The organism is Paenibacillus antibioticophila (assembly GCF_000455265.1).
Taxonomy (GTDB): Bacteria; Bacillota; Bacilli; order Paenibacillales; family Paenibacillaceae; genus Fontibacillus; species Fontibacillus antibioticophila.
The window spans coordinates 26,387-50,772 of the sequence record NZ_HG005141.1 but is presented as its reverse complement, the minus strand read 5'-3'; the positions used below and the strand labels follow the sequence as shown (position 1 = coordinate 50,772).

The window sequence follows — 24,386 nt, the reverse complement described above, 5'->3', positions numbered from 1 at the left end:
AGAGGGCCTACCCCTCGTTATTCAGGCTGGAGGCCGGACCAAAGAATTCGAAGTGAATCCGATTGTCAGGTACGCCCCATTTTTTCAAAGCGTGGTTGATCGCCTTCATGAACGGTGTAGGTCCGCAGAAGTAAAAGTCGGCGTTATTATTAGCTACTGTTTGGAGCCATGGCAGGTCAATAAATCCGGTCTTGTGGCAGCTCTCGCCCGCGGCCGGGGCTTCGTAGACGTGATAAGAGCGGAGCTGGTCTGCATGGTCATTGGTGAGCTGTTCGACATGCTCCTTCATCGCGTGATGGCTTCCGCACCGGGCGGCATGGATATACACGACATCCCGTTTGTCACTGCTTGTCAACAGCGTTTCCAGCATGCTGATCATCGGAGTGAGACCGACGCCGCCGCTGAGGAGGACGACCGGACTGCTTTTTGACTGATCAAGCGTAAAATCACCGGCCGGCGCACTAATATCCAGCACATCGCCTTCCTTCACCTTGTCATGCAAGTGTACAGATACGACACCGGCAGGCTGGTTCCCGACGGCATCCTCTCGCTTCACCGAAATCCGATAGTAAGCATGACCTGGTGAAGTAGACAGGCTGTAATGACGGAGATGAGTAAATTCCTGGCCTTCCGGTTTTACCCGCACTGTAATATATTGGCCTGGTTGATACGTGGCAATCTCGCCGCCATCTTCCGGCTTCAGATAGAAGGAGGTGATCACATCGCTCTCCTTCACCTTGCGTTCGACGACAAAGCGCCGGAAACCGCGCCAGCCGCCCTCTTTTTGCTCGGCCTCTTGGTACATTTCAGCTTCCACACTGATGAATACATCGGCGATAACGCCGTAAGCCTGGGACCAAGCATCCATGATCTCATCAGTCGCGGCATCTCCAAGCACAGTCTTGATGGCGGCTAATAGGTTCTGGCCAACGATCGGATAATGCTCAGGCATAATACCGAGTGCGCGATGCTTCTGTGCAATGCCTTTGACGACAGGAAGGATCTCCTCCAGACGGTCGATGTGAGCCGCGGCTGCATATACCGCGTTGGCGAGTGCTGCGGATTGCTTGCCTTGCCGCTGGTTAGCGTGGTTGAAAATGTTTAACAGCTCAGGATGGTTTTTAAACATCATTTGATAAAATTGTGTAGTAATCGTCTGCCCATGGACTTCGAGTACCGGAACAGTGGATTTGATAACTTCAATCGTTCTTGCATCGAGCATAATCGAACCCTTCTTTCTGCGATATTGTCGATTCCTTAAACAGTATAGGAACATGTAAAAGCAAGTTATTGTGATACTGGTCACGTTAAAAAGGAACGAAATGTGAACATAAACGCTTTTGCAATGATGTTTATCACAGACGGCGTTTATATTTTCTGCTGATTAGGAATGGTTTAGCCATCAGACTTAAGTGCATAGAGACACAAATTATATGGATAAATATGACTAGAAAAATATGTATACTTTTAGGGTGGACGAGAGTCTATTCCACGGAGACAAAGGGTTGAATATCCTGTATTTGTCTCTAAAGACAAATCGTTCTCCAAACGAGGACAGCTGTTCATAATCCGGAGACATGCTTAAAAACCGCGTTATTAAGGCGTTTTTTACTGTGAATAAATTGTGAAAAGCACTTAAAATAGGGCGATAAGTCCTATTTATCAGCAAGCAAAAAAATCTTGATGATGATATAATAAAAGCGTACACAGGAAGTAAGGAATGAGTAAAAATTTTTCGGGTCTAGGAGGGTGAATGTGATGTTTGAAGGATTCCTCGAAATGCAATCGGTAGTTACAAAGGTTCATGGACGGTTAGAACTTGAGGGCGATCAAGCTTACCGCAAGCTCGAATTCGGTACAGAACGCCATCTTCATACACCGGAGCCAGGAAGCAGACGCCATGCCGAGGAAGCGCCTCAGTCATTCGTATCCCGCTTTAAGTTCTGGACCATCTAACTAGATTGAGCAGAGCCCCTTCAAAAAAATAGTGTGGTAGCTATAGCGATTGCGGCTCAACATTCTCGCCTGGATGCCTCTTGCAGATCTTGTTCTGCAGGGGGCGTCTTTGTTTTGAGCAAATTACTGATTCAATACGATGTCGGTTCGTGGTTGGTGATATGCTATAATGTCGATATAGATGAGATTTTGATGTAACGAGAGGGGATTAAAAGAATAATGAGAATCCGTAAGGCAATTATCCCTGCTGCAGGACTAGGGACCCGCTTTTTGCCGGCGACCAAAGCGATGCCCAAGGAGATGCTGCCGATCGTGGACAAGCCAACGATTCAGTACATCGTGGAGGAGGCCGTTGCTTCAGGGATTGAGGATATCATCATCGTAACAGGGAAAGGCAAACGGGCCATCGAAGATCACTTCGACAACTCATTTGAACTGGAGTATTTTTTGAGCGATAAATCTAAATGGGATCTGCTGAATGAGGTTCAGAAATCCTCCAATTTGGCAGACATTCATTATATTCGGCAAAAGGAACCTCGCGGCCTGGGCCATGCCATCTGGTGTGCTCGCAAGTTTATAGGAGACGAGCCGTTTGCTGTACTGCTTGGTGACGATGTCGTGGAATCTGACGAGCCTTGTCTCAAGCAAATGATTGATGTTTACAATGAAGAGCGGGCTTCTATCGTGGGCGTTCAACCGGTTCCATGGGAAGAGGTATCCCGATACGGAGTTGTTGATGGCATCAAAGTCAGAGATCGGGTTTACGAATCAAGGCAGCTTGTGGAGAAGCCGCCCGTTGGACAATCGCCATCTAATCTTGCTATTATGGGACGCTATATTCTTACTCCGGCTATCTTTGAAATCCTCAATAATCAGCAGGAGGGTGTCGGCGGTGAGATTCAGCTAACAGATGCGATTGCACGGCTTGGTGAGCGAGAGCGGATTCTTGCCTATCATTTTGATGGCTTGAGACATGATGTGGGCGAAAGGCTTGGTTTTATTAAGACCAGCATTCACTATGCCTTGCAAAGAGAAGAACTGCATGATGATCTGTTAAAATATTTGGCGGAGCTGGTGCTCCGAAATGAAATCGGCCTCTCCTGAACAGGAGAAGCCGATTTTTTGTTAATTTGCTAATTTAAAAAGTTAGTTGTGCGATTTGATCGATGGAAGCTTTCTCCCCGGGATCTGCCTGGATCAATTGATCATAGATTGCCTGATCACTGCCACCGGAGACCTGCAAAGCGGCTAGGTACCAGCGGACAATTTCTCGATTGTTCGGATCACTAAAGTCCTGCGGAAGGCCTTGGCGGAAGATAGCGGCTGCCTCAGCAGGATCGCCCATCATATACTGCATCTTACCGGCATGAAGCGCCATATTCATAGTAACCGCAAATGGATTCCCCTGAAGCTGGCCTTTGGGCAGGGTCTTCAAATGCTCTACACCTTGTACGACATGATCAAAGGCTTGAAGTCCGGAGAAGAAATACTTCTCCTTTTCTTCAACTGCACCACTGCCAAGGCTTTGGTATCCGAGTTCATAGGACTCAACAATCAACTGTTCATACCAGTTTTGATCATAAGCATAGCGGCTCGCGTTATCCTTAAGAACATCATAAGCTTTAGCATACTCGCCCTTGCTCTTGTATAACGTTGCAAGCTGGGCGTATAGATTTTTATCGAAGGGTTCTTGCTTCAAGGCGCTTGTCAACAAACTCAGATTTTGAGTATAAAAGGCCTCTTCCTGTGTTTGCTCATAGGCGGATCGCAGAAGGACATTATAGTTAAGCACAGCCGTTGGGTGATTCTTCCGCTTATTCAGGGCTTGGGCAAAAGGAGTCTGAATCTCCTGGAAGTTCGAGCTTGTTGCCATCAACTCCTGCCCCTTCTGCAGGGCATTGTTCGCCTGGACATAACGGATGGAAGTGAAAATCAACAGCAAGGAACTGATCACAATAACACCGCTATATAGTACGCGGGCAGTCGAACCTTTCAGTGAAAGACGTTTGACCGGCTGAGCATCCATTGCTGCAGACATGCCCCCAAGACCAAGGAAGACTAGTACTCCGATAAAGACATAACTCATGTTAAAGTCCATTAAGCTGTGAATCAGGATCGATAGGACAATGATAAAATACACGAAATACGAATTGCGCTGTGCTTCCCCGGATTTAAAATATCCGCGAATATATTTGTAAAAGATGAATCCGATGCCAGCAAAGAGAACAATAAAGCCTAAGAGACCAACCTCTACCAGGTATTGCATGGCAAAGCTATGTGCTTGACGGCTTGAATAAGGGTTGTTCTGGTATTTCTCATAGATGGAAGCCCAGGCACCACCGCCAGCTCCGAGCACTGGATAATCCTTAATAACCTTAACGGCATCTTTATAGAACGTAAAGCGTTCCAGCACACTGTGCTGTTGGAAGTTGATATTCTCCAAACGGTCGCCGATGTTGCCCGGAAGAACATGCTTCAGATTAGTTCCGAGCAAGAGTGCTACAAGAACAACCGAGGCCAGAACAGAAACCACAGGCAGCCATAGGCCGCCAAGCTTTTTGGAAGCCCAGCGTTCTGTAATTTGGTCTAACCAAGGTGACACGTAGCGTTGAATGACCCAAGCCAACAAGGCTACAATAATGGATGCGGCAAGCACATACCCCCAGCCCTTTGCGGGGTTATTAATCTGCCCCAGATGGAATTGCTGTCCGAGCTCAGTAACAGGCTTGGAAATGACAAGTGTGGCTACTCCGGAGATCAGGACATAGATGATCCACAGAATTTGCTTGGCCGGCTTCAGGAACAGCAACAGCAAGATGAATACGACCGGCAAGAAGACAAGCCCGCCGCGTGACAAGGTCAGCAGTAACGACAGAATAATCGGCACCAGCATGAAGGCATGGATGACCTGGACATACCATTTTGTAGAACGAGTAATAGCAAACACAGCTACGAACAGAAAAGCCATCAAGTAAGCTGCGTATGTATTTGGATACTGGAAGACTGAAGCCAGCCGCGGACCGTTCGCATCAACCCATACTGCTTGATTGTATTGACCTCCGATAACCGTCTTCGTAAACCAACCGACGAGTGCGGAAACGGTTCTTCCTTGTCCCAGCCAGTTGAACAGGCCGAACAGGACAATAAGATAAGAAACACAGATAAGAGAAGTCTCAATAATGGCATTAGCCCGTTTATTTTGCAGGACGTAAAGCCCAATTACAAAAATGATCGCATACAGACACTGAATCAGCACGGCGTTCATGGCAAAATAATGACTGGCCGCCGAAATCAAGGCGAGACAATAAGTGACAGGAATAAGCAGCACCCACACCGCTGTCCAGTCTCGTTGATCCTCCAACCTGAATTTCTTGAAGTACGCCCATACCCATACAAGCGCGAGGATCCCTCCGATGAACACAGACCAATAGATGGGGCCTTCAAAGTTTTGAACTAATCCGTTAAATAGTCCGGCTTGAAACGGCGCCCACACCAGAAACATAATTAACCCGACAATTAATAGCCACAACGCAGCAGGGAAATTCTCCCGCTTTCTCGACGTTGCCGCCTTTTTCCCGTATACTGGATTCGACACGTATTTTTTGCTCCTTTGCTAGTAGATACGTTAGTATTTTAGCATATTTACAACTCGGAGAACTACTTTCCAGTTTTTGTATTTTGAATTTATCAGTGAGGTTGAGTGAATGAGAAGTTATATACAGAATTTTCTGAAATATAGACATTTTCTAAAAGAATTAGTAAAGAAAGATTTCAAGTTTAAATATAGAAGATCCAGGCTTGGAGTTTTATGGAGTTTACTTAATCCACTCTTAATGATAACTGTTTTATCTATCGTTTTTTCGACTTTATTTAATCGGCATATTCCCAATTATATATTGTATTTATTAACGGGAAAATTAATGTTCGACTTTTTTTCTGAATCTACTAGTGCTGCAATGAGATCAATTAACGGAAATGCAGCGTTAATTAGAAAAATTTATGTGCCTAGATATTTGTTCCCCATATCAAAAGTTTTCCTTTCTTTAATAAACCTTTTATTTGCTTTAATCATAATGCTTGCAATTATGTTGTTTTCAAACTCTGAATGGTCATGGAGCATCTTGTTATTCCCATTGCCGATTCTGTACTTATTTATCTTCGCTGTTGGGGTCGGATTAATTCTGTCCGCGTATGCTGTCTATTTTAAGGATCTGAATCATTTATATGGAGTAATGATAACTGCATGGATGTATTTAACTCCGATTATTTACCCTATAGACATTATTCCGGATAAATTTAGGCTGATCATAGATTGTAATCCTATGTACTATTATGTTTCGTTATTTAGAAGTATAGTTCTGGACGGAACAATGGGTAGTTGGGGGACGCACTTTTTGTGTATAGGCATTTCTCTTCTGACTATGATAGTTGGCTTGCTTGTTTTTCGTAAAAAACAAAATAACTTTATACTATACCTTTGAGAAACCAAGAGGAGCATATGAATAAAGAGGATATTGCTATTGATGTATCAGATATAGTCATGACGTATCGCTTATACCAGGAAAAGGTTGATTCAATTAAGGAATACTTTGTTAGGATGCTCAAGCAGAAGCTACAGTACAAGGAATATGAGGCATTGAAGCATATTTCCTTTCAGGTAAAAAAGAGTGAGATTCTTGGAGTAATCGGATTAAATGGTGCGGGTAAGAGTACACTGCTGAAAATTGTAGCAGGGATTCTAAAGCCAACCTCAGGCCAAGTTACAGTGCATGGAAGTATGGCACCACTCATTGAATTGGGAGCTGGTTTTGACGAACAGTTGACGGGCAGAGAAAACATTTATTTGAACGGTTCCTTGCTGGGCCATTCAAATAAATACATGAAAGAAAGAGAAGAATCGATCATTCGTTTTGCTGAACTGAATGAATTTATTGATGTACCTGTTAAGAACTATTCCTCTGGAATGAAAGCTAGATTAGGATTTTCTATCGCTACTTGTGTTAATCCTGATGTTTTAATTGTTGATGAAGTACTTTCAGTAGGAGATTTTAAATTCCAACAAAAATGCCAGGAACGTATGCAGGAGTTGCTTAACGGTGGAACTACGGTTCTTTTTGTCTCGCATTCTCTTGGAGAAGTCGAGAAATTGTGTACTCGTACTGTTTGGTTAGAAAAAGGTGAAGTGAAAATGATAGGCAATACATCAGATGTTTTGGAGAAGTTTAGGAATTAAGATTAAAGCAGGAGGTAAATAATGAATAGGTTTTGGAATGCTATTATTAAGCCCGTGTTTGAGGATAAAAGTGTAAAAAATATAGTTGAAATAGGAACTCAAAGTGGAAAAAATACAGTTAAGATTTTGAATTATTGCAAAGAGAACGAAGGGCATTTGGTTTGTATCGACCCCTTGACTCCTAAAAATATTGATGAATGGAAGCTGGAGTACGAAGGTTACCTTTCCTTTTATTCCGGTTTAAGTCTGTCTGTTCTCCCCCTTATTAAAGAATACGATGCTGTATTAATTGATGGCGATCATAATTGGTATACTGTGTTTAATGAACTTAAAATAATTGAGGATAATATCAAGAATAGAAATAGTAGCCCGATCGTTTTTCTACACGATATCGGCTGGCCTTATGGTAGAAGAGATTTATATTATAATCCCGATAATATTCCTATTGCATATAGACAGGCCTACAAAAAGAGCGGGGTCCTACCATATGATTTAAATTTATCCGACGAGGGGTTTAATAGCCACCTTTTTAATTCTATATATGAAAACAACCCTAAAAACGGTATTTTAACTGCAATTGAGGATTTCATTAGCGAGACCGATCTAGTTGTTAACTTCTATAAAATTCCTGTATTCCACGGGTTGGGAATACTGACATTTGGTACAAGTGAGACATTACCTCTTTTTCAAAATGAAAACTGGGTTTATGAACTGCTGGAAGCTGCGGAGAAAAGCCGGATTGAACAATTGATGGATGTTGAGAATAAAAGAAAAATGATTGATGGTCTAAATTATTCAATTAAAGATATTCAAGATCTCAATAGAAAACTACAAATTCTCAATGAAAATCTCGAGCGTGAAATTGAGGAGCAAAAATATAAATTGAACTTAGAACAATATAATTTGGAAAGGAGTCAATTACAAGAATCTCAAAGGAATTTAGAAAACGAATTAAAGCAGACTAATAAAATTGTTGAAAAATTACAACTTGATATAGTTAGACTGAATGAGAAGAATTCAAATTTATTATCTTCTTTAAAAAGAGCCGAAAATACTGCAGCAATTCACCTGAATTCTATTAGATACAGACTTGGAGACATTATCGTCTCAGGATTAAAGCCATCTAAAAACACCTTTTTGATGCCTGTTAGGATTGCTAAATTGCTTTTGCATGGATTCAGAAAAAGGAAAATGAGAATTGACAAAAATCGTTCGGTGGATTTAAAAAAGAAACTTGATCGGGAGATAGTATCTACTCCTGCAAAAAATGCTGATCCCAGAAGATTATACCAAGAAATCATAGACAAACAAGAAAACATTGATTGGCTACTTCCAGGAACTCCCCCACTTGTCTCAATAATCGTAATAAATCGAAATGGCCAAAAACACTTAGCAAGACTTCTTAGTTCGATTTTAAAATATAATGAATACAAAAATATAGAGTTTATTGTGGTAGACAATAATTCTACAGATAAATCAGTGGAGGTTATAAATGGGTATTCAAATCATTTTAATATAAAAATCATTAAAAATGAATATAATGCGAGCTTTTCTGAAGCCAATAACCAGGCAGCTAAGGCTGCTAATGGTGAATATTTGTTATTAATGAATAACGATGTAGAGCCGACGAAAGGGTGGCTTTCTGAATTAGTTAGATGCATGCAGCAGAATCCTTTGGTAGGCACCTGTGGTTCGAGACTAATTTATTCCATACAGCCTGAAGGGAGCATGAATAAGCCTTTTGAATTAACTATTCAACATACGGGTATTGCCTTTCAAAGAAAAGATGGATTGCTGCAGCCATATAATCTAAATAAGGGAGTGGCCTATGATTCAACCGAAGTAATGGAACAACAAGAATGTGCAGCAGTAACAGCTGCATGCTTGTTGGTTAGAAAAAATCTGTATATGGATTTACAAGGATTAGATGAAGGTTACGTTTATGGTTATGAAGATGTTGATTTTGGTTTAAAGGTTCTTTCGGCAGGATTCAAAAATATTTACTGTCCGACTTCCGTCCTGTTTCATTATGAATTTGGAACACAAAAAGAAAATTCTAGACACGAACTTAGGGACAGAAGAATTGCAAACAGAAATCTTCTATATAAAAAATGGAATAAATGGATAAATAGAGAGCTATTCCTGGATAAGTTAAACCATAATTTTATAATTTCAAAAGAATCGCTAAAAGTCGCAATGATTGTAACTGAATGTGGGGACAACGTCACAGCAGGTGATTATTTTACTGCGCTTGAATTAGGTCAAAGCTTAAATAAGATAGGTTGGGAAGTTGAGTATATCCCTAGAAAAGGGAATGGTAATTGGTATGTAATAAGCGAGGATGTTGATGTGCTTGTTTCTTTACTGGATGCATACGACCCGGCAAAGGTGCGTTCAGGTAATCCTAATTTGATTAAAATTGCTTGGATGAGAAATTGGTTTGAACGGTGGGCAGAGAAACCTAATTTTAATGAATATGATATATTGTTGGCCTCCAGTAAAATAGCATGTGACTTGGTTCAAGAGAAGACCGGGCGGAAGGTTGAATTATTGAGAATAGCGACAAACGCAGATAGGTTCTTACAGGGAACTCGGGAGCAAGAAATGCTATGCGATTATTGTTTCACTGGAAGCTACTGGAATGACGCCCGTGAGATCATGGATTTATTAAAGCCGCAAAATATAAACTATAAACTTCATATTTACGGGAAAAACTGGGATTCTATTAGTGAATTCAAACCATATCATTATGGATTTGTACCTTACGATAAAATGCCCAATATATATAAGTCCACTAAGATAGTTATTGATGACGCTAATCGAGTCACAAAACCGTATGGGGCGGTAAATAGTAGGGTTTTCGACGCCATCGCTGCCGGAGCATTAGTGATTACCAACGGAGGTTTAGGTTCCCAAGATGCTTTTGATGGTGAACTTCCGGTTTTCACAAGTTCCGATGAACTTGAAAGTATCGTGAACTATTACCTTTCGAATGAAGAAGCAAGACAAGAGAAGGTGCAAAGCCTCCAAAATATAGTTCTAAACAATCATACTTACCAGCACAGGGCCATTGAGTTAAAAGGTATTCTATCTTCTTTTGTTGCTAACCACCGGATCGCTATTAAAATAGCTGCACCAAAATGGGAGACGGTACATGAATGGGGAGACTACCATATGGCCTTGGGATTGAAGCGGCAATTTGAAGCTCTAGGCCACAGAGTTATCATCCAGTTGTTGTATGAATGGGATAATGGAGAAGATGAGAACTGTAATATTGTTATTGTGCTTAGAGGATTAAATGCTTACAAACCTAAAAAGCACCATTTTAATATAATGTGGAATATCTCACATCCGGATAAAATCACTACCGACGAGATGAACGCTTACGATTACGTCTTCATTTCATCAGAATATTGGGCCGAACAAATGAAAAGTATGCTCAATGTACCGGTGGAAGCAATGCTTCAATGCACGGATCCGGAAATATTCAGAATCCCTGAGAATCAGCATGTTGAGCAGTATAAAAAGGAAGTTTTGTTTGTTGGTAATTCTCGTAAAATATTCAGGAAAATTATTAAAGACTTGTTGCCCACAGATAGAGATTTGAGTATCTATGGAACTAATTGGGAAGCGTTTGTTGATTCGAAATACATTAAAGGGAAACACATATCCAACACAGAATTGTATAATTACTATGGATCCTCAGATATATTATTAAACGATCATTGGGATGAGATGAGAGATAAAGGTTTCATTTCTAATCGAATATTTGACGCGCTAGCAACTGAGGCTTTTATTATTTCGGATAAGGTCCGGGGGCTTGAAAAGGAATTCGGAGACAGCATCGTAACTTACAATACACCAGAGGAACTGAAAGAACTCGTTGAATATTATTTATCCCATCCTGAACATAGAAAAGACAAGGCTAAAAAAGGAGCACAAATAGTTCTTGAGAAACATACGTATAAACAACGTGTTGCTAGGTTTTTGGAGATTATAAATGCACGGCTCTAAGATTGGACAAATAATTAGTAACCATGATTTTTGGAGGAAGCCATGAATATTACAATGATAGGTACAGGTTACGTTGGACTAACTTCTGGAACTTGTTATTCGGAAATGGGACACAAAGTGATTTGTGCCGATATTGACGAAGAAAAAATAGATGAACTTCAAGCAAATCACTGCCCCATTTATGAACCCGGATTACAGGAGTTAATTGAAAAAAACAGATTAAGAGGCAACTTATCCTTTACTACGGATATTGAAGCGGCAGTTAATTCCTCAGATATAATTATGATTGCTGTTGGAACTCCCTCGCTTTCGGATGGAAGTGTAGATATGTCTTTTGTTGAAGAAGTTGCTGAAAAAATAGGAAGGGTTATTAAAGACTATAAGGTTATTGTTAACAAAAGTACGGTTCCAGTGGGTTCTGCAGAGAAGGTAAGAGGAATTATACAGAAACTGACTCCAATCCCGTTTGACATGGCTTCCGTTCCCGAATTTTTAAGGGAAGGCTCTGCGGTTAAAGATGTTTTAAATGGAGAAAGAATTGTAATTGGAGTAGATTCAGAAAAGGCAAAAGATATGTTATTGCAAGTTCACCAACCATTTGGAATACCTATACAAGTAACGGATATTCCGAGTGCAGAATTAATAAAATACGCAGCCAATTCTTTTCTAGCCATGAAGATTTCGTTTATAAACGAAATAGCAAATTTGGCTGAAAAGGTTGGTGCCGATGTTCTGGAAGTTGCTAAAGGTATTGGAAGTGATAGTAGGATCGGTAATAAATTTTTAAATGCAGGAATAGGGTTCGGCGGTGCATGTTTTCCAAAGGATACTCTTGGACTTATAAACATCGCTGACCAAGTAGGCCACGATTTTACCATTATGAAAGAAGTCGTGAATGTTAACAGGAAACAATATTTAAGAGTTACAGAGAAGTTGCAGGAGATTTATTCTGATCTTTCAGGCAAAACTATAGCTGTACTTGGGTTGTCCTTTAAACCAAATACGAATGATCTTCGGGAAGCTCCTTCTATAAAGATCATTAACGAATTGTATAACCTTGCAAATGGAAATATTGAAGTTAGAACATATGATCCAATTTCAATGAGGGAAGCAAGAGAATTGTTGCCGGATCAAGTTGAATATTGTTCCTCTGTTGAAAATGCAATAATTGAAGCGGATGCCGTTATTATCGTCACTGAGTGGAAAGAAATCGTTGATCAAGACTGGCCCGAACTTATTAAGTTAATGAAGACGAGCGTAGTTATTGACGGAAGAAACTGCCTGGACTTGTGTGAGGATGAAGGGGGAGTTTATATAGGTATTGGTAGAAAGAAAATTCGTAAGTGACCTTAGTGCCTTTGTGGAGGCGATAAGGAGGTTTATTTTGACTTTTAAGTAACAACCGTCTAAGAATTTGTCCTTTATTATATTATTATGACATAAATCGTGTAAGGAATTTTCAAACGTGTTCTTGAACCTTATTTCTGAAGAACACGTATTTTTTTGGGTACTGTGGCTACCCTATGCAGAGTTTTCATAATTACAATTAATGCATCACTTTAATTTGTATAAATTTGACAGTGTTCTGATTTTTAGCAGAACGTGAAAAGTGGAAGTAGAATCTAAGATTAATATTAATTTGATATTTGGAGGTCTTTGATTGAAATTAAGAATAAAACTATCAAATTTATTATCGTTCATTAAGAACACTACGACTACAAAATCACTCGTTTTGAGCATCTTTTCTAGTATTATATGTTCATCATTACTTTCTATTATACTATGGTTTTTCATGAAAAATAAAAGTGAAAGCTATACCGATATTATTGTTGGACATATTACCTGGATTAATTTTTACAAGAGTTCGGACTATTTTCTTATTTACACTTTCTTATCTTTATTTTTATTCTTTCTCTTTCCGTTTCTATTTATGTTTAATAAGATTTTTGGTTCTAAAACAAATAAAATCAGTGTGATTGATGATGAGCCTCCTTTTGGCTGGATATTCAATGTAATCGTAGTTGGTTTCATCTATTCTGTATCGATATGGTTATTTACTGGGGACTATACTAAGTTTGGTTTTATAACCACGTTATCACTTGCCATGCTTTTATTGGCTTTTCTTTATAAATTTGTGGTCAATAAAAGTAAAGATACGAGTATTGGCCCTCTTACCACAGTGTTATCCTTAGCGCTTGTAAACACCATTTTTCTATATTTATCTGGAAATGCAATATTAGTTTTTATTAAGCAATGCTTCCCTTTGAGTTTCATCAATCATCCCAAAAAGGCGCTTTGGATAGTATCTTTTACAATAGTTGTTGGGATTCTATTTTTTGTGTATGCTGTTCTAAAAAAAGTAGATATGAATAAAATATTTAAATTTACGTATTTTATTCAAATTCCAATACCGTTGTTACTATTGATTGTAATAAATGATGTTTATCAACAGGGTAATAAAATAATAGAAATGAACATTCCAATATATACCAAGTTTTTTGTTTGGGGACTTACTTTGTTTTTTATTTGGTATTGCATTATAAAGTTTAAAAAAAATCGTTGCACGGAGTTTAGAGTAGACAAGTTAGTATTATGGCCAACCGCTTTGGCTACTTCATGCTTTTTATCATATAGAACACCAGCTTTTTCTTCTCTTCTTAGAGATGACTTTCATTTTGGAGAAATAATATTACCCTGGCAACAAATCATTCAATTTAACCAACACTCTTATAGTGAATTTGTGTCTGTCCAAGGATTGCTTGGTTTGCTATATGGCGGGGTCAACAACTTGTTTTTTGAAGGTACGTCCTCTTCATTTCCTATGGCAGCCATGTTTATTGTTGTTTTATTTGGAGTTATTACTACAGGAATTGTATGTAATGTTTTTGGAAGTGCCTGGGGAATGCTGTTTAGCCTACTGGCGTACCCAGTTTTGGATAGGAGCACCCTAATCTTTCCGGTATTCCTCATATTATTGAATAGAAAACTTATTAGAAACCCACTAAGCTGGTTTTTAACATGGAGTTGGCTCTCACTAATTCACTGTTTCTATAGTCCTAATTTTGGACCTGCTCTGACGCTAGCTACTTTACCTTTTGCGATATATATGTTAGTGAGACTATTTTCTACAAAGAAAATTGTACAACTATGGAGATCAAGTAAAATAACAATCTTTTCTCTTGTTATATTTCATGTGCTTGCCGTTACTTTACTGTTACCCTACATGCTTCAACTCATAAAGTTTTTATTAGATAATAGTAGCACGAATACATTGGCCTATGGGATTAGTATGTTTGAAGGTAAGATTGTTCCAAAATGGTTTCCAAATTGGTTTGATTCTGAGTTGTTTAATTGGATTTTTTGGCAAATGATTAGATCAGGCCCGACAATTCTATGTTTTGTTTTGTTGACCTATGTAATTCTAAAATTTCACTCCTCAAATAATAGTGAGGAGATTGATTTTAGCCAGCGTTTTCAAATTTACTACTTATCTTTAGGTGGGATTTTACTAATTCTATTTCTGATTCCATACAGTTTTGGAAGGATTGATACTGGGAGTATAAGTAGACCAGGCGTTCTATCTTTGCTTAGTTTTGGAACCCTACTTTTCTTCATGTTGATCGTAAGTCGACGATTATTTAATAAGTGGATGTTTATCGCTATCATAGCAGTTATTATTGGTTATAGATCTGCATTCTCTTTTTATCAATTTGAAAAACTTCCTTCTAGAGCTATTGAGACTATTAAAGTCCCTAATAGTACAATCTTTGTAGATGGTAGTGATATTGGTTTACCTAACTTAGGTACAATCTTTATTGATAAAGAAAAGTTAAACGAAATTGTCAGTTTTAAAGATACTATTAACAGCTTATTGAAAGACGACGAAACCTATTTTGATTTAACTAATCGCTCGGCGTTGTACTATTATGTCAACAAACCTGTACCTAGCTTATATTCCGCTGATTATGTGTCAGCAAATTATTCGATGCAGTCCAAAGTGATCGGTCAAGTTGAAAAAAATAACCCTCCGATTGCTTTTATTGGTCCAGCAACACGTCTAGATGGAGGTCCGGCCTCGATACGATCATATAGACTATATAAGTGGTTGTTGGATAATGAGTATGTCTATTATGAGAAAAATAATTTTCAGTTTATGATACGGCCAGATCGTTATGATGAACTTAGTTTGGGAGACTCGGAGAGAGATTATTCTAATAACTTGGCAAAAGTCTTTCATATTACTGAACTAAGGAAAATACCAATTGCATGGGGGAACAGCTTTAAATATATGCAAGAAAGATTTAATTTAGTCGAAAGTTCCATGAAGCAAGTTTCTTTACATGATCTGTCGGTAACAAGTGAGCAATGGAATGAGGCAACTGGTAAAGACCCCTATATTGAATGGAACTTTAATAAAGGGATAAACGGAGCGGTTCATGAATTTGCGCTTATAGATATTGAAATAAGTGGGTCGACGACAGGGTCTATAAGAGGTCAAGTTTTCTTTGCAGAAGAAGGTAATTTTTCTGAGGAAAGGTCATTCAAGTTTGATTTACACAATGGGGCTGTTTTGCTGCCACTTGGTTCCTCACCGTATTGGCTAAATCAAAATATCACCAAATTTAGATTGGATTTGGATGGACTAGGAAGGGCTAAGTTTAAAGTGAAATCAGTTCAATTTTATAATCTTGTACATTAGCAAAATGAGGATCTTGCTATTACATTAATAGGAAGATCCTCAAAATAAACGGTTTATGGTGAAAGAGAATGTATAAAACGTAATTAAGATTAAACTTGGTCAATCGGTAGTATCCATCGTATGCTTATTGATTTGCTTTGTAAACTGGTCGACATGAAGCATAAAGAATATCTCAAAAAAATCATCATTGCCCTCATCGGGTTTAAGTTACACACAAAGTCAGTCGGTTAGGTTCAGTGTTGGACTATATGACGGTAGAAAGACCAAGTGCAGATTTGGATGTTCTTTAAGAAAAAGCTGTAACCCGGTGGTATGATGAATGCGACTGTTGTCTAAAATCATGGAATTTTTCCCTTCGGATTACGCTGCCAGGAGAAACTTATCGTGGAAGCGATTATAGGCGTCCATACTAGCCTTTACCTCGGGTTCATCTATTTAGATAAATAAACCAAAGTCGTTAAGGGGATATACGTGAAAAAAAATATATCACTAAATACTATATTTAACTTAGTTATGGTTATTTTAATTATATGTCTATGTCTTTTAACAGGAATAAAGAGAATATACCTTGCCGATTTTGTACCAATTAACGGCGACTTTCAAACATATAACGGGCTTAGGCGTCTCTTGGAAGGTCAAATTCCATTTAAAGATTTTTATTTTTACTTAGGATTTGGCCCATTATATATAAATTCATTATTTTTGTTGCTATTTGGTGATAGTTTTACGAATAGCTTATTTATTACTAATTCGATAACTGCAATAATGTTTTCAGTAGCTATATTTGTCGTATTTAAATTAAATCGTATTAAAAGTAGTATTGCTTTACTTCTTACTTTTTTTATAACGGCTTTTGGATTAGGCTTTAAGGATCCGTTGAATCTCCATGTTTTTTTTGAAAAATTTAATTTTCTAAACTATGCTTTGCCTGGTGTTTCATTAAGAATGCAGAGGGCGTTTTTACCTTTTTTAATAGCACTGGTTATGCTTTTGATAAATAAAAGAAAAAGAGGAAATATATTAAGTAAAGAATCGACACATATTATTTTATTGGGATTACTATCAGGTATATGTTTATTATGGACTAATGATTACGGAATAAGTGTATGTCTAACAATAAGTTATATTTTCGTGATAAAAAAAATGCAGTGGAATACAGTCTTTCTGAAACAACTTTTATTATATGTATTATTTATATTTATAGGAGTAGTGTTTTTGGGTTCCTTATTAACATTAGGAAACCTACCTAATTGGATAGATTATAATTTCTTAGGAGTAGCAAAAGACCAATTTTGGTACTATGAAAGAAATGCTTCGAGTAAATTTTTGGTATTGTCTGATTTGCCTATAAATTTTGAAATTATCTGCGGTTTTTTATTTTCGCTCTTTCTTTCATTTAAGATCAGAAAAGGCACGGCTTCAAAAAGGGATACTTTATTATTATTAGTTATGCTAAGCACTCTTATAGCTGGATATGCTTACGCTGTAGGTAGCTTAAAAGGAGGCCAATTTATTCCCTTTTATATGGTCTTTTATATTTCGGTCTTCTCATTAATAGTTAATCATCTAAAAATATCTTCTTTTGTTAACAAGAAATTATCAGCATATATAAAAATAATTATTCCAATTACGATCCTACTAGTGTTAGTCCCAAGGCTTGGAAGTTCAATTAATCAATTAGATACAAGCAGAGGAGTTTACGTTAAGGAGCTTGGAGGGAGTTTGTCACGTTATGGAGAATCACTTCAACTACTTTCGAAGTATTTTGTGAAAGATGGGGAATTATTCTCAACTTACTCTTCTGCACTTGATGTAATGTCAAATAAATTTCAACCCTCAGGAATTGATTATATTATTCATGTTTTAGGTGACCAATATAGAGAAAAGTATCTAAAGAGTTTTCACGAGACTAATCCTGAATATATTACAACGATTCGAGAAGATTTCACGAATTGGGAATACTGGGTTAAACGGGAGAATTGGTATTTTTACAGAGAGTTTTTGGGGAGTTATGAACCCATTGCAGTTACGGAATACAATGTTTTATGGGAAAAAACAAATAAAGATTTAACTTTAGATACAGCAGTAAAAGATGTAAAAGTACAACAAGTAAATAATAGTACTGTGGAGATTCATGTGAAAACGGTCCCCCAAATCACTAATGCCGTAGCCGATATTACGATTAATTATTCGAGTCATTGGAACGAGAAAAGATGGAAGGGATTCGGAATAAGAAAAATTGTTAATATCTCAGATGGTTGGAATGATGAGGGTGAAGGAGGATATAATATTCCGGAACAACATAATAACTATGCATTACCAGTACGAATTATCAATGGAGAAGGTATAGTGAAAATTACTTCTTATCCAGTAGACTTGACTAATTTGGTTGTTGATCAAATAACTGTAAATCAACTGTTTAACGATAGAGTAGACTATAGAATTGTTGAAGAGAAAATGCTGAAAGATGATCGACTTAAAAATGCTTATGATAAGGAAGTGGTTAATCTTTCTGGTTTTACTGATGCGAACTGGGAGAATGGTATTAATCGAGGAAATAAGACAATTTTATTATTTGAAAATACAATGAATACTCAACTAAGTTTGAAAAATACAAAAAATATTAATATCAATGGAATAACTTATTCAATAGAGAAATTAGAGATTAAAGATTCAAATTGGATACACGTCCATATAAATCAACCATTGGAGGGAAATATTGATCTTTTTGAATTATTGTAGCTTTTAAATATGATGCGTAATATTTGGTGTTTGATGACATTGAAAATAATGATAGTATAAATAATATGTCGAATGTAGGAGAATTAAATGTTAATTGTACTGTTACTACTAGCCATGGTTTTTAACATCGCTGCACAAATTGCTTTAAAACATGGAATTAACCTTATTAACCTTGATGGAATTAATCTTCACACAATTACAAAAATGGTATCTTCACCTTATTTATGGTCTGGGGCGTTTATGTATGGTATTAGCTTTGTATTTTACATTTTTGCTTTATCTAAGGGGGAGTTGGGGAGAGTTTCTCCTGTTTCCCAGGCTTTAACTACTATGGGGATTGTGACAGTATCCGTTTTGGTGTTCCATGAACCATTAACTGCTTACAAAATTTTAGGATTATTGTTTTTAATAGCAGGAACCATAATTATCTTCTACTGAGATACTATTAAGAATTGATGAAAGGAAATGACTTTTTTTGAGATATGATTATGTGATTTTTGGAGCAGGCATATATGGTCTTTATGCGGCACACTTGTTAGCGAACAAAGATATGAAGGTTGCAGTCATAGAGTTTGATGATAAACCTTTGCAAAGAGCCAGTTATATCAATCAAGCAAGAGTCCATAATGGATATCACTATCCTCGTAGCGTGTCAACTGCTGTGAAATCAGCTCATTATTACGAAAGATTTGTTCGTGATTTTTCCTTTGCGATCAACGATCGCTTCAAAAAAGTTTATGCAATTTCAGCTAATGATTCCTTAACGAATGCGGAACAATTTTTGAATTTTTGCCAATACGTTGATATTCCTGCTGATGAAATTAATAGCAAGTCTTATTTTAATCCGGGTACAGTTGAAGCAACGTTTGAAACTTTGGAATATAGTTACGATGCCAATCTTATTCGCAATTGGTATACTAAGGAATTGGGTGAATTTAAAAATGTATCATTAAATTATAATAAAAAACTCGTTAGCGTTCAAAAAAATGAATCGGAATTTATTCTTCAATTTGTTGATGGATCAACATGCGTTACTTCAAATATTTTAAATGCAACATATGCGAGCATTAATCAAATCTTAAAGAAATTTGACTATGAAATGTTTACTACAAAATATGAAATTTGTGAAGTTATCATGACTCACGTAACTAATAATATTAGAGACGTGGGTATTACAGTTATGGATGGGCCTTTCTTCTCTCTTATGCCTTTTGGAGAAAGCGGCTATCACTCGTTAACTTCAGTTGGACATACGCCGCATGAATCATCGTTTGGGTCACTGCCGGAATTCACTTGCCAACAGTATACGGATAAGTGCTCCGCAAATCAGTTGTATAACTGTAATGTTTGTGTTGCTAGACCGCAATCGGCTTGGACAAGAATGCACCAACTTTCCAAAAAATATTTAATTCCAGAAATAGAAGTGACTTATAAAGGATCACTTTTTGCCGTAAAAGCTTTGATTAGTGCTTCAGAACTTGATGATTCACGCCCCACGGTAATCAAGGAGTTTTCAGAAACTCCACGATTTTTGTCAGTATTCTCCGGAAAATTTAATACTATTTACGATTTGGAGGAAGTACTATGAAAGAACAAGTGTTTGTTTCGGTTGTTCTTTATGCACAAAACAACGAGCGTGAAATTGCTCAAGCATTAGTTGATGTCGATCGAGCGATGATGAGTCATTTTAAAAATTTTGAAATCATCTTAGTCAATGATTTTAGTGAAGATAATACATTAGAAGAAGCGCATAATGTAATTCAGGACATGCACGGAGATACGACAATTATCAACCTATCGAGGAAGCATGGTGTTGAACACGCCATGATGGCCGGATTAAACAGATCGATGGGAGATTTTGTTTTTGAAGTGGAATCTCTTTCAGTGGACTTCGATATGGAAATGTTATATGAGATGTTTAAAATTTCAACGTCAAAAGGCTTTGATATCGTTGCAGCTTCATCCGGACAGGCTAGTTGGAAATCAAGGTTGTTTTACAAGGTGTTGAATAGAGTTTCTTATTTAAACCTATCTTTATCTACAGAGTCAGTACGCTTGGTAACTCGTAGAGCATTGAATGCAATGCTGAATTTGAAAGAAAAGGTTAGATATCGAAAAGCTCTCTATGAATTGACGGGTTATTCAAAAACTTTACATCAGTACAATGCTATAAGTAAAACTCCAAGTAGAAGAGTTAATCGTGAAAATGTTTCATTAGCTATGGATGCGTTAGTTTCATTCTCTCATTTTGGTTTAAGAACCGCACATCTTTTAACGGGCATATTCTTCGTATTTTCTTTGTTTATGGGGGGGTATGCTCTATATAATTACTTTTTTAATCAATCGGTAGTTCAGGGCTGGACTACATTAATGATATTGATTTCTCTCGGCTTTGCTGGCTTGTTCTTTATAGGTGGTGTTATCGGAGAATATACCTCTCGAATTCTGATTGAAATCCAAAACCGACCATTTTATAGTACAAAATCGGTAGAAATGTATAAAGAGAAGAAGCCGCGTCTCGAATTAATCAAAGATCGGAATCACGTTTCAAATCAATAGGGGGGATCGGAATGAATAAACGGTGTTTGCTTGGCTTCACAGGTTATGTTGGTTCGACACTACTATCACAGACGCATTTTGACGATCTATATAACTCTAAGAATATAGAAGCTATCAAAGGGAAAGAGTATGATCTTATTGTTTGCGCTGCAGCACCTGCTGTGAAATGGAAAGCTAATCAAGCCCCAGTTGAAGACTTGGACAATATCGAAAAATTAATGGGCGCATTAAAAAATGTTAAAGTGAATAACTTTGTATTAATCTCAACCGTAGATGTATACAGGAATCCAGTCGAGGTGGATGAGACCACGATTATTGATCCTGAACTTACAGAGCCTTATGGAAAACATAGATTCTACTTGGAAAGGTTTGTTCAGGAAAACTTCAAGGACAACTTGATTATTCGCCTGCCTGGTTTATTTGGTAAGGGGTTAAAGAAGAATTTTATTTACGATATTATTCATAATAATGCCCTACATCTTACCCATTTTCAGAGCGAATTCCAATTTTATAATATGGATCGACTTTGGAACGATGTTCAAATTGCTTTCAATCATAAACTATCGCTCGTTAATTTTGCAACAGAACCGGTTACCCCTAAAGAAATTGCATACCAGTCAATTGGCACGACATTCACAAACGAGACGGGAAAATCACCGGTTCGTTATAACATGAAGAGTAAATTTGCTCATTTATTTAACCCTGACGCTCCTAATGGGTATATGTCTTCAAAAGAAGAAATATTAGGTGAAATTCGCTCGTTCATTTTAGAAGAGAGGAAACATCTATGAGAATGTCGATTTCCAATATTGCCTGGGATACGGAAGAAAATGAACTGGTTATTCCGTTGTTAAAAAAGATGGGGCTTGAAGAAATAGAAATTGCTCCTACGAAATTTTGGGAACGGCCATTAGAGATATCGGATCTAGAAGTAGAGACTTTGAAAAATGAATGGCTTTCTAAAGGAATTAGTTTTGTCGCAATGCAATCCCTACTATTTGGGCAAAGCCATTTAAATTTGTTTGCTTCGGAGGAATCCCGCCAGATGATGTTACTTTATTTATCGGGAATTATCTCCTTAGCAGGGAAATTAGGTGTTGATTCACTTGTTTTTGGGTCCCCTAAAAATAGAATTGCCGGGTCACTTTCCTATAGAGAGCAAATGGAGATTGCAGTTCCTTTTTTCAATGAATTGGGAACTGTTGCGGAAAGGTCAGGAGTCACTTTCTGTATTGAGGCTAATCCTAAGCAGTATGGGTGTGACTTTATTACCAATACGGAAGAAGCAATATCGCTAGTACATGAGGTAGGCAATCCTGGATTTCGGCTTCACTTGGATGCAGGAGCAATGGCGATAAATGAAGAGGATATTTACTTGAGTATTGAACGTAGCACGCCTTATCTGCAACATTTTCATATTAGTGAGCCATACTTAAATTTGGTTGGATCGGGAGCGACTGATCATAAACAAATATCGCGGGCATTGAAAGCTTTAGGGTATGAAAATTATGTCTCCATTGAAATGAAGAACAACTTACTTCCAAACAATCTTGATAGTGTTGAGAAGGCTCTAACCTATGCATTGGAGACCTATATATAGTAAGGAGCGAACTTGTTATTATGAGATCGAATTGGGAAGTTCCAAATTACAACTTGAAGGAGTTAAGACCAAAAGCACATGATTATTGTGTATGTATTCCAGTAATAAATGAAGGATCAAAAATTCAAAAACAATTAGAGAAATTAAAACAACTATCAAATGAAATTGATATCATTATACTTGACGGTGGAAGCACAGATGGTTCCCTTAATGAACATGTTTTGCTGGAAAACCGGGTTAGAGCATTACTAACAAAACAAGATAAAGGAAAATTAAGCGCTCAATTAAGGATGGGGTTTGCTTATGCTCTTGAAGAGGGTTATAAAGGAATTGTAACTGTTGATGGAAACAATAAAGACAGCGTTGAATCGATCCCCGACTTCATAAAAAAACTGGATGAAGGTTATGATTTTATTCAAGGCTCACGTTACGTTCCAGGGGGTAAAGAAATTAATACCCCATTGTCACGCAAACTGGCGATTAAGCTAATACATGCTCCATTCATCTCTCTGATGGCTAGATTTCGTTATACTGATACAACGAATGGATTTAGAGGCCATTCAATTGATTTTTTACAGGATCATAGACTGCAGCCGTTCCGAGATGTGTTTGATACCTATGAATTATTGGCATATTTATCTGTTAAGGCTCCAAAATTGGGATATAAGGTAATTGAGATTCCTGTTACTCGTTCTTATCCTAAAGGTAAAGTACCTACCAAAATTAGCCCACTTCGTGGGAATTGGTTACTTATCAAAATTTTGTGCAGCTTATTTTTCAAGAAGTATGATGTGAAGTTAATAAATAGTGGCTTTATTAAGGAGGAGCAATGAAAGGAATAATACTAGCAGGCGGGACGGGCTCACGGCTGTACCCATTAACGAAAGTAACAAATAAGCACTTACTGCCAGTAGGTAAATATCCTATGATTTTCCACTCCGTTAGTAAGCTTAAGCGGGCAGGAATTGCCGATATTCTCGTAGTTACCGGAAAAGATCATATGGGGGATGTCGTGAATCTTCTTGGAAGTGGCAGTGAAATGGGGGTTTTCTTTACTTATAAAGTCCAGGATGAAGCTGGAGGGATTGCGCAGGCTTTAGGCTTGGCTGAACATTTTGTGGGTGATGATCAGATGGTTGTTATCCTGGGTGATAATGTATTTGCAGATGATATTTCTTCATACGTCGTTAATTTCAAGAATCAGCGTACAGGAGCGAAAATACTTATTCAAGAGGTTCCTGATCCAAATCGTTTCGGAGTTCCTGCACTTGAAGGAGACCGAATTATATCAATTGAAGAAAAACCACAGAGCCCTAGGTCTAACTATGCCGTAACAGGTATTTACATGTTTGACCACAAAGTCTTTGAGATCATAAAATCTCTAAAACCTTCTAAACGGGGAGAATTGGAAATCACCGACGTCAACAATGCATATATTGAACGTGGAGAGCTTAGTTTTGGTGTTCTCCAAGGCTGGTGGACCGATGCAGGAACACATACTTCTCTAGCGCGTGCTAACGAACTCGCAAAGGATATCGTATTTGGGGAAGAGTTTGGGAAACTTAAGCTTTAGATAGGGAGGA

Annotated in this window: 17 protein-coding genes and 1 pseudogene; 15 read left to right on the top strand and 3 right to left on the bottom strand. The window is 37.7% G+C overall.

Features of this window, described 5'->3' with window-relative positions:
- Positions 1–7 precede the first annotated feature (7 nt).
- Positions 8–1,222, bottom strand: coding sequence for an NO-inducible flavohemoprotein (gene hmpA / locus TX85_RS17475; RefSeq protein ID WP_044480965.1), 1,215 nt, complete (start codon positions 1,220–1,222; stop codon positions 8–10).
- 536 nt (positions 1,223–1,758) lie between these two features.
- Here hmpA and TX85_RS17470 point away from each other — a divergent pair.
- Both TX85_RS17470 and galU read left to right on the top strand, forming a co-directional pair.
- Positions 1,759–1,956: a hypothetical protein gene (locus TX85_RS17470; RefSeq protein WP_044480963.1), complete on the top strand. Its 198-nt coding sequence runs from the start codon at positions 1,759–1,761 to the stop codon at positions 1,954–1,956.
- Between the two features lie 219 nt (positions 1,957–2,175).
- Positions 2,176–3,060 carry a UTP--glucose-1-phosphate uridylyltransferase GalU gene (gene galU / locus TX85_RS17465; RefSeq protein ID WP_044480961.1) on the top strand — a complete coding sequence of 295 codons (885 nt, stop codon included), beginning with the start codon at positions 2,176–2,178 and terminating at the stop codon, positions 3,058–3,060.
- Positions 3,061–3,094: 34 nt separating this feature from the next.
- Here the strand turns inward: galU and TX85_RS17460 are convergent, their stop codons facing one another.
- The gene (locus tag TX85_RS17460) at positions 3,095–5,551 is read right to left on the bottom strand and encodes an O-antigen ligase family protein (protein WP_044480959.1); all 2,457 of its coding nucleotides are present in this window, start codon (positions 5,549–5,551) and stop codon (positions 3,095–3,097) included.
- Positions 5,552–5,660: 109 nt separating this feature from the next.
- Here TX85_RS17460 and TX85_RS17455 point away from each other — a divergent pair, with 109 nt between their 5' ends.
- From TX85_RS17455 to TX85_RS17430, 5 genes are all read left to right on the top strand, one after another.
- Entirely contained in the window at positions 5,661–6,437 is a 777-nt protein-coding gene (locus TX85_RS17455; RefSeq protein WP_044480957.1) for an ABC transporter permease, read from the top strand.
- Positions 6,438–6,454: 17 nt separating this feature from the next.
- Positions 6,455–7,189 carry an ABC transporter ATP-binding protein gene (locus tag TX85_RS17450; protein ID WP_044480956.1) on the top strand — a complete coding sequence of 245 codons (735 nt, stop codon included), beginning with the start codon at positions 6,455–6,457 and terminating at the stop codon, positions 7,187–7,189.
- Between the two features lie 21 nt (positions 7,190–7,210).
- On the top strand, positions 7,211–11,203 hold the full coding sequence (locus tag TX85_RS25445; protein ID WP_049895028.1) for a glycosyltransferase family protein: 3,993 nt from the start codon (positions 7,211–7,213) through the stop codon (positions 11,201–11,203).
- Positions 11,204–11,245: 42 nt separating this feature from the next.
- Positions 11,246–12,550 carry a UDP-glucose dehydrogenase family protein gene (locus TX85_RS17435; RefSeq protein ID WP_044480954.1) on the top strand — a complete coding sequence of 435 codons (1,305 nt, stop codon included), beginning with the start codon at positions 11,246–11,248 and terminating at the stop codon, positions 12,548–12,550.
- A gap of 313 nt (positions 12,551–12,863) precedes the next feature.
- Positions 12,864–15,902: a hypothetical protein gene (locus TX85_RS17430; protein ID WP_044480953.1), complete on the top strand. Its 3,039-nt coding sequence runs from the start codon at positions 12,864–12,866 to the stop codon at positions 15,900–15,902.
- Between the two features lie 222 nt (positions 15,903–16,124).
- Here the strand turns inward: TX85_RS17430 and TX85_RS25990 are convergent.
- Positions 16,125–16,256: pseudogene (locus TX85_RS25990) on the bottom strand (transposase); the annotation flags it as partial.
- A gap of 159 nt (positions 16,257–16,415) precedes the next feature.
- On the opposite strand from TX85_RS25990, the gene TX85_RS17425 reads away from it, so the two are divergent.
- The 8 genes from TX85_RS17425 to TX85_RS17390 all read left to right on the top strand — a co-directional run bounded on the left by TX85_RS17425 (position 16,416) and on the right by TX85_RS17390 (position 24,376).
- Complete coding sequence (locus TX85_RS17425) at positions 16,416–18,644, top strand: hypothetical protein (RefSeq protein WP_148444382.1); 2,229 nt, start codon at positions 16,416–16,418, stop codon at positions 18,642–18,644.
- An 87-nt stretch (positions 18,645–18,731) separates the two neighbouring features.
- Complete coding sequence (locus tag TX85_RS17420) at positions 18,732–19,082, top strand: DMT family transporter (RefSeq protein WP_044480950.1); 351 nt, start codon at positions 18,732–18,734, stop codon at positions 19,080–19,082.
- A gap of 37 nt (positions 19,083–19,119) precedes the next feature.
- The gene (locus TX85_RS17415) at positions 19,120–20,232 is read left to right on the top strand and encodes an FAD-dependent oxidoreductase (RefSeq protein WP_044480949.1); all 1,113 of its coding nucleotides are present in this window, start codon (positions 19,120–19,122) and stop codon (positions 20,230–20,232) included.
- Positions 20,229–21,203, top strand: a complete 975-nt coding sequence (locus tag TX85_RS17410; protein WP_044480948.1) for a glycosyltransferase — start codon at positions 20,229–20,231, stop codon at positions 21,201–21,203. The genes TX85_RS17415 and TX85_RS17410 overlap by 4 nt, the downstream gene beginning before the upstream one ends.
- A gap of 11 nt (positions 21,204–21,214) precedes the next feature.
- Positions 21,215–21,994, top strand: coding sequence for an NAD-dependent epimerase/dehydratase family protein (locus tag TX85_RS17405; protein ID WP_044480947.1), 780 nt, complete (start codon positions 21,215–21,217; stop codon positions 21,992–21,994).
- Positions 21,991–22,803: a sugar phosphate isomerase/epimerase family protein gene (locus tag TX85_RS17400; protein WP_044480946.1), complete on the top strand. Its 813-nt coding sequence runs from the start codon at positions 21,991–21,993 to the stop codon at positions 22,801–22,803. The genes TX85_RS17405 and TX85_RS17400 overlap by 4 nt, the downstream gene beginning before the upstream one ends.
- A 20-nt stretch (positions 22,804–22,823) precedes the next feature.
- Positions 22,824–23,636, top strand: a complete 813-nt coding sequence (locus TX85_RS17395) for a glycosyltransferase family 2 protein (protein ID WP_044480945.1) — start codon at positions 22,824–22,826, stop codon at positions 23,634–23,636.
- Positions 23,633–24,376, top strand: a complete 744-nt coding sequence (locus TX85_RS17390; RefSeq protein ID WP_044480944.1) for a sugar phosphate nucleotidyltransferase — start codon at positions 23,633–23,635, stop codon at positions 24,374–24,376. Before TX85_RS17395 ends, TX85_RS17390 begins: the two co-directional genes overlap by 4 nt.
- Positions 24,377–24,386: the final 10 nt, after the last annotated feature.

What these genes read in the sequence shown, in the direction of transcription:
- hmpA (WP_044480965.1), bottom strand. Translation starts at nt 1,222, where the DNA reads ATGCTCGATGCAAGAACGATTGAAGTTATCAAATCCACTGTTCCGGTA.
- TX85_RS17470 (WP_044480963.1), top strand. Translation starts at nt 1,759, where the DNA reads ATGTTTGAAGGATTCCTCGAAATGCAATCGGTAGTTACAAAGGTTCAT.
- galU (WP_044480961.1), top strand. Translation starts at nt 2,176, where the DNA reads ATGAGAATCCGTAAGGCAATTATCCCTGCTGCAGGACTAGGGACCCGC.
- TX85_RS17455 (WP_044480957.1), top strand. Translation starts at nt 5,661, where the DNA reads ATGAGAAGTTATATACAGAATTTTCTGAAATATAGACATTTTCTAAAA.
- TX85_RS17450 (WP_044480956.1), top strand. Translation starts at nt 6,455, where the DNA reads ATGAATAAAGAGGATATTGCTATTGATGTATCAGATATAGTCATGACG.
- TX85_RS25445 (WP_049895028.1), top strand. Translation starts at nt 7,211, where the DNA reads ATGAATAGGTTTTGGAATGCTATTATTAAGCCCGTGTTTGAGGATAAA.
- TX85_RS17435 (WP_044480954.1), top strand. Translation starts at nt 11,246, where the DNA reads ATGAATATTACAATGATAGGTACAGGTTACGTTGGACTAACTTCTGGA.
- TX85_RS17425 (WP_148444382.1), top strand. Translation starts at nt 16,416, where the DNA reads ATGGTTATTTTAATTATATGTCTATGTCTTTTAACAGGAATAAAGAGA.
- TX85_RS17420 (WP_044480950.1), top strand. Translation starts at nt 18,732, where the DNA reads ATGTTAATTGTACTGTTACTACTAGCCATGGTTTTTAACATCGCTGCA.
- TX85_RS17410 (WP_044480948.1), top strand. Translation starts at nt 20,229, where the DNA reads ATGAAAGAACAAGTGTTTGTTTCGGTTGTTCTTTATGCACAAAACAAC.
- TX85_RS17405 (WP_044480947.1), top strand. Translation starts at nt 21,215, where the DNA reads ATGAATAAACGGTGTTTGCTTGGCTTCACAGGTTATGTTGGTTCGACA.
- TX85_RS17400 (WP_044480946.1), top strand. Translation starts at nt 21,991, where the DNA reads ATGAGAATGTCGATTTCCAATATTGCCTGGGATACGGAAGAAAATGAA.
- TX85_RS17395 (WP_044480945.1), top strand. Translation starts at nt 22,824, where the DNA reads ATGAGATCGAATTGGGAAGTTCCAAATTACAACTTGAAGGAGTTAAGA.
- TX85_RS17390 (WP_044480944.1), top strand. Translation starts at nt 23,633, where the DNA reads ATGAAAGGAATAATACTAGCAGGCGGGACGGGCTCACGGCTGTACCCA.